An 8,027-nucleotide genomic window follows, 5' to 3' on the forward strand; every position below is an offset into this window, starting at 1 on the left:
GGGGGACGAGCGTGCCCGTCTCGCCGTCCGCCACGGCGTCCACGCAGCCGGGGACCCGGGTGGAGACGACGGGCAGCTCCATGGCCGCCGCCTCCAGCGGGACGTTGGGAAAGCCTTCCCGGTACGAGGGGAGGACGACGACGTCCATGGCCGCGTACAGGCGCGGCGTGTCCCAGTCCTCCCCCGCCAGGACCACGGACGGGTCGCCGCGCAGGGCCCCCTCCGTCTCCGCCGGCAGGGGGTCCTGCGGCTCGAACGGGCCTACGAGGAGCAGGCGCGCGCCGGGAAACTCCGCCCGCAGGGCCGCCCACGCCTCCGCCAGCTCCGCCACGCCCTTGTCACGGACGACGCGCCCCACGAAGCCGACGACCGTGGCGTCCGCGGGAATGCCGAAGTCCGCACGGACGGACGCCCGCGTCCCCGCCGGGAGCCGCGCGGGGTCAAAGCGGCCCGCCGCGTCCACCCCCTGCCCGCTGCCGCCGGCGGGGACCGTGATCTTCTCCGGCGGGCACAGCCCCTCCGCCAGGGCGACGTCGCGCAGGGAAGGGCTCACGCAGAGGACGCGGTGGGCCAGCCGGCAGGAGACCCGCTCCGTGGCGCGGAGGAGCCTGCGCTTGCCCCCCGTGGCCGTCGTCAGGGGCAGGCCGCGCATGTGGTAGACGCGGACGGGGACGCGGGCCGCCCACGCGCCGATCATCCCCAGCAGCCCGCCCTTGGGCGTGTGCGCGTGGACGATGTGGGGGCGCACCCGGCGCAGCACGCGGACAATGCGCGACAGGGCCGCCAGGTCGTGCAGGGGGCTGATCCTGCGCAGCATGCGCACGCCGTGCACGGGCACCCCCTCCCGCGCGCCGAACTCCGCCAGCTCCGGGTCCGGCGACGAGACGGCCGTCACCTCCACGCCGCGCCCCGCCAGGTACCCCGGCTGGCCGCGGAGGAAGGTGAGGGACATGGGGATGGTGGTGAGGTGCACCAGCCGGATGGGGCTCACGCCGCCTCCCGGGCCGGCGCGGCCGCGGGCGCCCGCTGCGCCTGGTGCCACGCCTGGAACATCAGCACGCCCCACAGCTGGTACTGCCGGTTGCGACGGCCCGACAGGTGGTCGCGCCACACGGCGCGCACCCGGGCCGCGTCGAAGAACCCCTCGTTCCGCAGCCGCCCCTCGTCCAGCAGCTCCTCGGCCCAGGGGCGCAGGGGCCCCCGCAGCCACGCGTGGATGGGGATGCCGAAGCCCATCTTGGGCCGCTCCACCATCTCCCGGGGGACGTAGCGGTACAGCACCTCGCGCAGGACCTTCTTGCCCCTGACCCCCTCCATCTTCATGGACAGGGGCAGCCGCCAGGCGAACTCCACCAGCCGGTGGTCCAGCAGGGGCTCGCGGGCCTCCAGGCTCACGCCCATGCTGGCCCGGTCCACCTTGACGAGGATGTCGTCGGGAAGGTAGGAAACCAGGTCCCGCTGCATCATCCGCAGGGTAAAGTCGTCCAGGGGCGCCGCGCGGCCGTCCTCCTCGTACGCGGGGGAATGCACGTCCGCGCCCCGCACCACGCCGCCGGACTCGTTCCACACGGCCACGAGGCGGCGGTACATCTCGTCCGGCCCGCCCACGCCCAGCACCCCCGCCAGCTTGTGCAGCCGGTCGCCGGGCATGCGCTGCCGCATGGCCCCGGGCAGCACGGGGCCCAGCGCGCCAAAGACGCGGTCCCAGGCGCCGGGCGACAGCGCGCGCATTCCCGCGGCCGCGGCGCGGCGCAGGGGACGGGGCACGCCGCCCACCCGGTCCCACACGCCGCGGCCCCAGAAGTAGCGGTTGTACCCCGCGAACAGCTCGTCGCCGCCGTCGCCCGAAAGCGCCACCGTCACGTGCTGCCGGGCCAGCGAGCAGACGAGGTAGGTGGGGATCTGCGACGAGTCGGCGAACGGCTCGTCGTACAGCGACGGCAGCAGGGGGATGACGGCCTGCGCCTCTTCCGGGGTGGCGTACAGCTCCGTGTGGTCCGTCCCCAGGTGGCGGGCCACCTCGCGGGCGTGCGCCGCCTCGTCGTACGCTTCCTCGCGAAAGCCGATGGAGAAGGTCTTCACGGGGCGCGTGCTCTGCGCCTGCATCTGCGCGACCACGACGGACGAGTCGATGCCGCCGGACAGGAACACGCCCAGGGGCACGTCGGCCACCATGCGCAGCCCCACCGCGTCGCGCAGCAGGGCATCCAGCGCGTCCACCGCCTCGGCCTCCGTCCCCCGGAACGGGTCTGCCAGCCCGGCCTCGGCCGCGCCACGGGCCGTCCAGTACGCCCGCGTCTCCGTGCGCCCCGTCTCCGCGTCCAGGGTCAGGATGGTGCCGGGGAGCAGCTTGTGGACGCCCGCGTAGATGGTGTGCGGCGCGGGGACGTACGCCACGCGCAGCAGGTCGGCGATGGACGAGCGGTCCACCTCGGCGTCGAAGGCGGGGTGCCGGCGCAGCGACTTGAGCTCCGAGCCCCACAGGAAGGCGCTCCCCATCCGCCCGTAGTACAGGGGCTTTACCCCCAGCCGGTCGCGGACCAGGTGCAGCCGGCGCTCGCGCCGGTCCCACAGGGCAAAGGCGAACATCCCCACGAAGCGCCGGACGGCGGCCTCCAGCCCCCACGCCTCCACGGCGGCCAGCACCACCTCCGTGTCGCTGTGGCCGCGAAAGGCGGGCGCCAGGCCGGCCCCGGCCAGCTCGCGGCGCACGGCCTCGAAGTTGTACGCCTCGCCGTTGAAGGTGATGACGTAGCGCCCCGACGCCGAGACCATGGGCTGGTGCCCCGCCGGCGACAGGTCGATGATGGACAGGCGGCGAAAGCCCAGGGCCACGCCGGCCGGGGCGTCCACCCACTCGCCCGCGTCGTCGGGGCCGCGGTGGCGCAGCGACCCGGCCATGGCGCGCACGGTGGACGCCAGCCACTCCTCGGAGCGGTCGCGCGACAGGGCCACGAAGCCCGTGAATCCGCACATGGCGTTACCGCCCTCCCGTCTGCGTCCCCGTCACGCCCGGTACCCCACGGCCGTCCAGAACGCCTCGCCGGTGTTGAAGCGGATGTCGCGCAGCCCCGCCGCGCGCATCATCTCCTCCATCTGCGCGCGGGTAAAGCGCTGCTCCAGCCGCGTGCCGAAGCGGTCCAGGGCGTCCGTCTGCATGCTGTACAGGGTGCGGCCGCGGTAGGCGGACAGGGGAAACGCCTCCACGTTCATCCCCGCGCGCTCCAGCAGCGCGGCCGTGCGCGCCAGGGGCCAGTACACGCCGGCCGCCAGGGCCCGCGTCACGCGCACCTTGCGGCGGTGGGGCATGCGCGACACCCGCCCGCGGACGGCCTCGCTGGCCCGCCACACGGCGCGGAACCACCCCGGCCGGTTGTCGAAAGCGTAGTACAGGTACAGCAGGAACGGCGCGCCGGGCTTGAGCTTGGCCACGCACGAGCGAATGCCCGCCAGCGTGTCGGGCACATGGTGCAGCACGCCCAGCGAGTAGCCAAAGTCCATGGACCCGTCCGCGAGGGGGATGTCGTCCACGGACGCGTGGTGAAACGCGCAGTTGGGCTGCCCGGCCAGGTTGCGCCGGGCCACGCCCAGGGCCTGCGGGCTGGCGTCGATGCAGTGCAGCCGCCCCACGCGGGGCGCCACCAGCCGGGCCCAGCGCCCGCTGCCGCACCCCAGGTCGAAGCCCTGCGCGCCGGCCGGCAGCCGGTCCCAGGGAAAGACGCGGAAGTAGCCTTCCCAGATGGCCTGGAGCTCCGCGGGCGGGGCGCCGCTCTGGTCGTATTCCGCCCACTCCTCGCCGAACCCGGCGACGGTCTCGGGGTCGGCGTTGGCGGCGAGCACGGGCGCGGGCCCGGCCGGGATGGTGTCCATGGGATCGTGTGTCAGCGGGTCAGCCCGGGGGGCGTGGCGGGCGCGGGCAACCGGTCCGCGGGGGCCGGCCAGGGCGCGCGGCGCACCCGCGCGGCGGCGGGGCGGGCGGGCCGGGCCGCGCGCCGCGCGGCGTTGATGGCCGCGCCCGTCTCCACGATGGCGAACAGGAACGGGAACAGGAAGATGCGCTGCCGGGCGATGATGCCCAGGTTGAGCACGGCCATGCCGAACGCCGCCGAGTACACCAGCACGAACGGCAGGGCCATCCCCACCAGGCGGTTGCTGCGCCACCCGCGCAACCCCGCCCACAGGTCGCGCCACCGGTACAGCAGCAGGATCCACATCCCCCAGATCTCGATGCTGGAGCCCAGCACCATGGGGTTGGAGGCCTCCCAGGGGAACGGGCGGAACAGCGTATTCACGATGGCCACGGGGATGAAGGCGACGCCCACGCCGCCTTCCACGGAGCTGTTGCCCAGGTCTGCGCGGCGGTTGCGCTCCTCCAGGTAGTCGCCCACCCCCTCCATCCCCACCTCGGAGATGCCCACGGAGCTGAACCCCACCTGGATGAGGGCCGCGCACACGCCGATGAGCACCAGCGTCTGCGCCACCCGCAGGAACGTCCACCGCTGCCCCCGGGCGCTCCACTGGGCAAACATCACGGCCCCCGCCGCCACGGCCGCCACCTGCGGGCGGATGGAGAACAGCAGCAGGAACCCCGTGCCCAGGGGGAGCAGGGCCACGCGCCCGGGCCGGCAAAAGCCGGCCACCACCAGGCCGAACGCCAGCAGGGCCAGGGCGTCCTTGCCGATCACGGACGGCCACAGCCACAGCGAGGGGAAGAGGAACAGCCACGCCATGTAGCGGTCCGAGCGGGCGCCCGGGTTCATCCGCCGGAACGCCACCAGGAACCCCAGCAGCCCCCCGAAGGCCAGCAGCGAGAACACCAGGAACCCGCCGATGCGCGTGGGGCCGATGAACAGGGCCACCACCCCGTGGGCAAAGAACAGGAACTGGGTGCCCCACCAGTCGCCCCCCTGCCACTGGCGCGGGTTCGTGAACATGGAGAAGTCGCCGCCCAGCATGCGCAGGGCGTACTCGTTGCCCACCCGGTGGTACCGGGCCGCGTCGGCCACGCCGTCGTAGAAGCCGTAGATGATGGCGTACATGGCCATCACCCCCACGAGCCGCATGGCCAGCCCCAGCGTAAACAGCTGCTTGTCGGGCGAGCGCAGCCCGCTCACCATCACGAGGACGATGAGCCACGCCAGCCCCACCACCGTGGCCGTGGTCCCCAGCGCCGACATCATGGCGTGGTCTCCGGCTCGGGAAGGCGCCCCGCCCGGACGAGCGCGGGGGCCGCGGGGCGCCGGCCCAGCCGGGCGTACAGCGCCTCGTAGCTGCGCAGGGCCGCCTCCAGGCTGAACGCCTCCACCACCCGCGCGCGGGCGGCCCGGCCCAGGGCGGCGCGCTCGTCCGCCGGCAGGTCCAGCAGCCGCGCCCAGGCGGCCGCCACGGCCCCGTCGTCGCCGGGGGGCACCACGGCTCCCGTGCCGTCCACGATGGCGGCCGCGTCGCCCGCGTCCGTCACCACGCACGGCACCCCGCACGCCATGGCCTCGACCACGACGTTGGGAAAGCCCTCGGAGGTGGAGGTGAGCGCGGCCACGTCGAACACGGGGTACAGGTCGGAAAGGTCGTCGCGGGGCCCCAGCAGCCGGACGCTCCCGTCCAGCCCGGCTCCCTCCAGCTGCGCGCGCAGGGCCTCGTTGCCGCCGTTCACCCCCCGGCCCGCCAGGACGAAGACGGCGTCGGGACGGGCCGCATGCAGCCGCCCCGCGGCGCGGACGAAGGTCCCGTGGTCCTTGAGGGGGTCCCAGCGGGCCACCATCCCCACCACGGGCGCGCCGGAGCCGATCCCCAGCTCCGCGCGCAGGCGCGTCCGCGCCGCGGGCGAGGGGCGGAACGCGTCCACGTCCACCCCGTTTCCGATGAGCGCCCAGCCGCGGGGCCGGTACCCCAGCCGCGCGTGGTGGTGCCACCCCGTGCGCGAATTCACCACCACCACGTCGGGGCGCGACGAGAGCGCGCGCAGGGCCCGGAGCAGCAGCGAAGGTCCCCCGGCGCCGGCCGTGTCGGAGCAGCGCAGGTTCCACGCGACGGCGGGCACGCCCGCCACCCGCCCGGCCAGCAGGCCCGCCAGGTCGGCGTGGTACAGCCAGGTCTGCAGCACGTCGGGCCGCTCGCGGCGCAGCAGGGCCACCAGGCGCACGAGGGCGCCCGGGCCGGGCACCCCGCGGCGCATCCCCAGGGCGTGCACGGGGACCCCCGCGGCGCGGATGAACGGCGCCACGTCGCCCTCGTCCGTGAGGGAGACCACGACGTTCCGGAAGCGGCCGCGGTCCAGCCCCCCCACCAGGCGGGCCAGGAACATCTCGGCCCCGCCCCGGTTGAGCCCCGTGATGAGGTGGACGACCGTGAGCGGCCGCGCGGCGGGACCGGTCACTCGCGCACCAGCTGCATGAGCTTGCCCTGCGCCGTGGGGGGAATGCGGTCCACCCAGCGCACCTGCACGGGCACGTCGCCGCCCACCACCGTGCCGATCACCCGGCGGATCTCCGCCTCGCGCACGGCCGGCAGCCCGGCGCCCCGCAGCCGCACCTCCAGCCGCTGCCCCCCGATCCACGCCACCTGGAACTGCTCCACCTCCGCGTACTCCTTGAACAGATGGTTCCAGTACAGCCCGTTGACCACCGTGCCGTTGGGCAGGTGCAGGAGCCCCGCGCTGCGCCCGTGCAGCTCCGACAGGTGGTGGATCCCCGAGGCGTCCGTCCCGTCCTCGCCCGCCACCCCCAGGTCGCCCACGTCGTAGCGCAGGAACGGCGTGCCCCGCCCCGCCGTGTGCGTCCACACCAGCCGCCCCACCTCGCCCGGGCGCGACGGCCGCCCCGCCTCGTCCACCACCTCCACGTACACCCACGGACGCAGCACCTCCAGCGCCTGGCCCGCCCCCGGCTGAAAGGCCATGGCCCCCAGCTCGCGCCCCCCGTACAGGTTCAGCAGGGGCGTGCCGAACGCCTCGCGAAAGAGCGCCGCCTGGTGCTCGTGCAGCATCTCGCCCCCGTTCCACGCGGCGCGGATGCGACCCGGCGGCACCCGCGCGCCCCGGCGCAGCACCTCGCGCGCGACGAACTCCAGCATGCTCGTGAACCCGTACAGCACCACCTCCTCGAAGCGGTCCAGCAGCGCCAGCACCTGGTCCACGGTCCGCGGGTTCAGGGCATAGCCGTCCACGAGCCAGTAGTTGCGCAGCCAGGCCTGGGCGCGCCCCGCGAGGCTGCGCTGCCGGCCGATGTCGCGCTCAGCGCCCCACACGCACACCACGGGCATCCCCGGCCTCCAGCCGAAGCGGTGCCAGCAGTACAGCCCCGCCGCCGTCCCGTACGCCTGCTGCGCCGCGTCGTGAAGGAACGGCGTGGGCTCGCCCGTGGACCCCCCCGTCGACGACACCCGCCCCCGCACCCCCGACGCCCGCAGGCGCTCCGGGTGAAACCGCGTCCGCAGGTCTTCCTTGGTCACCACCGGCAGCGACGGCCACGCCGCCCACAGCGCCTCCGCGTCCGGCAGCCGCGCCGCCTCGCGCCACTCCGGAAGCGCGTCCGCCCGCGCCCCGAAGTGCCGCACCTGCGCCAGCAGACGCTCCCCCAGCGCCCGCCGCGCCGCCCCGGCCTCCAGCCGCCGGAACGCCTCGATCTCCCTCCACCGTGCCGGAACCTCCCCGTACCGCAGTCCCACGTTCCAGTACACGTCCCGCAGCATGGGTCACGCTCGCGAACGAAAGGGCTTCAAGTCTGGCCCGCGTCGAGGCCGGGGCCCGGGAGGGCGCGCCGGTCACGGGGCAATCCATCAAATGCCAGCGATTCAACCGGCCCGTACACGCCGGAAACCCGCGCCCCCCGCCAGCCGGCGCCGGGATGCGTGCGGGGATCCGTGGGCTCCTGCGGCGAGGAGTGCGGCGGGTGGGAGTGCGGCAGAGCGGCGGGGCCGCCAAATGTAGTCACTGCGAGTCCCATGCCGTCACTCGCGCACCACCTGCACGTGCTTGCCCTGCGCCGTGGGGGGAATGCGGTCCACCCAGCGCACCTGCACGGGCACGT

6 protein-coding genes are annotated in these 8,027 nt (G+C 74.7%); all 6 read right to left on the bottom strand.

Annotation, left to right across the window (positions count from 1 at the left end):
• The coding region (locus VFZ20_RS16825) for a glycosyltransferase (protein ID WP_329685074.1) at positions 1 to 991 on the bottom strand (991 nt) is incomplete at its 3' end.
• Positions 988 to 2,976: an asparagine synthase (glutamine-hydrolyzing) gene (asnB, locus tag VFZ20_RS16830; protein WP_329685075.1), complete on the bottom strand. Its 1,989-nt coding sequence runs from the start codon at positions 2,974 to 2,976 to the stop codon at positions 988 to 990. The genes VFZ20_RS16825 and asnB, both read right to left, overlap by 4 nt.
• 30 nt (positions 2,977 to 3,006) lie before the next feature.
• Entirely contained in the window at positions 3,007 to 3,870 is an 864-nt protein-coding gene (locus VFZ20_RS16835) for a class I SAM-dependent methyltransferase (RefSeq protein ID WP_329685076.1), read from the bottom strand.
• Positions 3,871 to 3,881: 11 nt separating this feature from the next.
• Positions 3,882 to 5,180, bottom strand: coding sequence for a hypothetical protein (locus VFZ20_RS16840; protein WP_329685077.1), 1,299 nt, complete (start codon positions 5,178 to 5,180; stop codon positions 3,882 to 3,884).
• Positions 5,177 to 6,376 carry a glycosyltransferase gene (locus tag VFZ20_RS16845; protein WP_329685078.1) on the bottom strand — a complete coding sequence of 400 codons (1,200 nt, stop codon included), beginning with the start codon at positions 6,374 to 6,376 and terminating at the stop codon, positions 5,177 to 5,179. Before VFZ20_RS16845 ends, VFZ20_RS16840 begins: the two co-directional genes overlap by 4 nt.
• Complete coding sequence (locus VFZ20_RS16850) at positions 6,373 to 7,689, bottom strand: AMP-binding protein (RefSeq protein WP_329685079.1); 1,317 nt, start codon at positions 7,687 to 7,689, stop codon at positions 6,373 to 6,375. The genes VFZ20_RS16845 and VFZ20_RS16850 overlap by 4 nt, the downstream gene beginning before the upstream one ends.
• Between the last annotated feature and the right edge of the window lie 338 nt (positions 7,690 to 8,027).

The organism is Longimicrobium sp., assembly GCF_036280135.1.
Lineage (GTDB): Bacteria > Gemmatimonadota > Gemmatimonadetes > Longimicrobiales > Longimicrobiaceae > Longimicrobium.

Coding starts and splice junctions, on each gene's coding strand:
- asnB (WP_329685075.1), bottom strand. CDS start 2,976: ATGTGCGGATTCACGGGCTTCGTGGCCCTGTCGCGCGACCGCTCCGAG.
- VFZ20_RS16835 (WP_329685076.1), bottom strand. CDS start 3,870: ATGGACACCATCCCGGCCGGGCCCGCGCCCGTGCTCGCCGCCAACGCC.
- VFZ20_RS16840 (WP_329685077.1), bottom strand. CDS start 5,180: ATGATGTCGGCGCTGGGGACCACGGCCACGGTGGTGGGGCTGGCGTGG.
- VFZ20_RS16850 (WP_329685079.1), bottom strand. CDS start 7,689: ATGCTGCGGGACGTGTACTGGAACGTGGGACTGCGGTACGGGGAGGTT.